The organism is Microcystis sp. M53598_WE2, from assembly GCF_030067735.1.
GTDB classification, from domain to species: domain Bacteria; phylum Cyanobacteriota; class Cyanobacteriia; order Cyanobacteriales; family Microcystaceae; genus Microcystis; species Microcystis aeruginosa.
In genome coordinates this window covers 1-3,191 of sequence record NZ_JASJFE010000713.1, presented here as the reverse complement: position 1 = coordinate 3,191, position 3,191 = coordinate 1, and the positions used below count along the sequence as shown (strand labels likewise).

Here is a 3,191-nt window from a genome sequence, read left to right as displayed (position 1 = left end):
CAGAATTTTCAGATGTTGAGAGCGAATAGCTTGCCTTTCCTGGAGATTACGTCTTTGTCCGACCAAAGTTGCCGCCAGCATTCCTTTTTTTTCCTGTTCCTCGGCTAATTCGGATTCTAAATTAGCTCGCTCGGATTCATCTATTGTGGCCATTCTTGCTTCTAATTCTTCCACGGTTTGGCATTGGAGAGTTAATTCTTCCTCTTCGTCGTTGACAAAAATTTCCCAGCGCTTGAGGTCTGTTTGTAAGTTCTTAACTAAGCTCTCCAATTCTTCTAAAGGCATTTTTTCAAGAGCTTCTAGATCGATTTTACCATCAAAATCTAGTTCTTCCCCTTGCAGGAGACGAAGGAGCATTTGTCGAGTAGAATCAGTGGTTTGTAGGGTGAGGTTAAGGCGCTCGAATAATTCCTGTTTTTGACTCAGAACAGTTTCTTGTATTTGTAATTGTATTTTAGCCGTTTCCAAAGCACTGCGACTCGTCTGTAATTCCCTAGCTCTTTGTTCGAGATAATCGAGCATTTCATCGTTGGCGACCTGACGATTTTCTACAGCTTTTTTCTGCTCCTCTAAACTCTGCCAACAACTATTTAAAATTGTCTGTTGTTCCTGCACAGATTCAAGAGTGGAATGGAGAATTTGTGAGGGAGAATTGCCCCGATCATGATTATTAGCTAAACGCTCCGCTAGAGAGCGAATAAATTGTTGTTTTTCTGGGGAAAGATTGGGGTAGGAGTTACAATTTATTTGTCCTTCTTCCAGGTGTCGCTGTTGCTCGTTTAATTGTTGTTTTAGGGTTTCCAGTTCTTGTCTTTTGCGCTCTAAATAATCGAATTCTGCCTCTATTTGTTCAATTTGCTCGATTCTTGTCTCCATTTCCATTTTCTGGCGGTTGAGAATCTCGGTTTGATAGGTGAGGGATTGTTTCCACTGCTCCATTTTCTCTTGATCTTTCTTGCTGCGCTCCATCAAACGGGAAATCTTTTGCAGTTGCCGCACCATCTCCGCTCCCGCTAATTCCGGGTTTCCTTGCAGTTGACGATTATTGCTCAAATTTACCAAGAGAAGCGCACCTTCACCCAGGGAGTTAGTTTCGTCGTAGGTTAAGATATCTTCCCCCGGTATGGCACTCCACGTCTGATCATTATGCTGACAGGCCAATAGTTTCAATTCGGTTTTGTAACCACCGATAAAACCTCTAGTCTGTTTTTTTACTTCTGCAAGGTATAGCACGAGTAGTTGTCCTCCATAATAAAAGTTTTTTTGACTTCTCCGACCCATAAATGACGGAGGATTCTCAGCGGACTTCGCGTCTTTTTAGCTGACCAGCACTTGAATTTCTGAGGACGAGTCAAAACGCCCCTAGACACTCGACTTAAATCAAAATTAAGTGTTGTGCTTACTTTCCGAATTATGTTAGCTGCCCCATTAGCATCAGCATTAATATACTGATTTTGAGCAGTCCGATACAATCCTCTTTTTGTTCTCTTTCCTGATGGTTGCCACCCTTCGGTTTTTTCAACAAATTTAGGTAGCGAGTCATTGTCTAAAAATGAAGCTTTTGAGGTATAACTTTCTTCTGTTTCAATAAACTTAATCCCACAATGTTCACACAATTGTCTAATACGTTCTTTGAGTTTTGCTGTCGGAATTGAAACAAAAGATTGATGGTTCTTTTTGCCTAAATTACCTTCCCCCTTTTGGTCTTTGTTCCTTTGATGCTCAAGACAGTGATTAATAACAAGTCTAGCTGCTTTATTAACAGCATCTCTTATTTTTCGATTACGCTTTTCTGTGATTTTAGCGAGTTGAGTTGACCAAAATCCTTGAGGTTTTCCTTCTTTGAGAGTAGCTACCTGCTTGTGGTACCAACGATTAACAGACTTAAGATGCCTTCCATCAATTACAAAGCTAGTACCAAGACTAGAAACTCCTGTTAGCCAATTGTTTAAACCCGGATCTAAACCTAGTACATTATCGGGATTGACCTCAATCTCGACTGGTTTACTCTCATCAACAAACTCAACATAAAAACAATGATTTCTGGGCAGTATTCTTAATTCCTTAATTTCTTGAAACCTCAAATTGGAGGTCATTGGCCAATAGAAGCTATCAAGTCCAAACCATTGCTTAACAGTTTTTCCTAAAGGGATTCCAATTTGATTATCAACCCATTTTAGGGCTTGCTTGGGATAAGTGACAAGGAACAGACCTTCTTTTTTTATGTATTTAGGTAGATGAGGCTCATCTGTTAACTCTCCCTTTCTATATTTCTGGTTTAGCTCTTTAAATGATTTAAAGGACTCAGCAATACTTCTAAGTATTTGCTGTGCTGCCTGAGAGGATAAAACTTGATAGTGTTTGTTGTTTTTATACTCTTTCTCTAAATCAAATTTACCAATAATTTTATGGGTTTTGAAATAAAGTTGACGGGCATAATAAATTCCACAGTTAGTCAGCTTATGAGACTCAGCACAAATGGACTCAAGGATAGCCTTTAAATGTTTATCCATGCTCATTAGATTTTGCTGGCATCTATACATTGTATTTTTACCTCCTGATGTTATACTAACATAAATGCACTAAGCTGTTCGTAATTTAAATTGCTTGTTGAGACGAGGCAAGAGGCACTCTTGCAAGAGGCAACCCCCCCCCGACGTCGGGGGGTTGGGGGGGGAGATTCGGCTAATCTAAGAATAAGCGGTTTAAATACGTCTTAGCTTAATTATATATGTATGAAGACTAAATCATTAACAATTCGTTTTGACCGCAGAAGAAATAAGCTATATTGATATGCTGCCCAGAAAGACAAAACCATAACAGCACTCATCGAAGACTGGATTGATAGTCTAAAATTAGAGGAAAAGGATACGACGGGTTAAAACCCGTCGGGTCGCATTTCATCCATTGCTTAAAAAGAGAATGGCTTTCATGCTCCCGTGTTATTTCGGTAATCGGTTTTAGAAAGAGTTGGCGATCGAGGCTAGGAGCAGCCCGTCTGTGGTTTCGGTGTAACCATCCGATCCCAAAAATTTTTTAATTTCTATCATTCGAGTTTTTCTTTTTGATTCATACATTTGTTCTCAATTTTCCCTCTTCCCCACTGGAAAATTTTTGGAGATTTTTCAGCGCAAATGTACTGTCCTAGTCTCAAAAAATTCGGCAGTCAATCTCATAAATCGGCTCGTGTT

General features: G+C 39.6%; 2 protein-coding genes. Both read right to left on the bottom strand.

Going from position 1 to position 3,191, the window contains the following annotated elements; translation table 11 throughout:
• Positions 1–1,233 (bottom strand): pilus motility taxis protein HmpF (hmpF, locus tag PX636_RS14580; protein ID WP_288117668.1); only part of this gene is annotated, 1,233 nt, incomplete at its 3' end.
• Complete coding sequence (locus tag PX636_RS14575) at positions 1,212–2,543, bottom strand: RNA-guided endonuclease InsQ/TnpB family protein (RefSeq protein ID WP_002798119.1); 1,332 nt, start codon at positions 2,541–2,543, stop codon at positions 1,212–1,214. The genes hmpF and PX636_RS14575, both read right to left, overlap by 22 nt.
• Positions 2,544–3,191 lie beyond the last annotated feature (648 nt).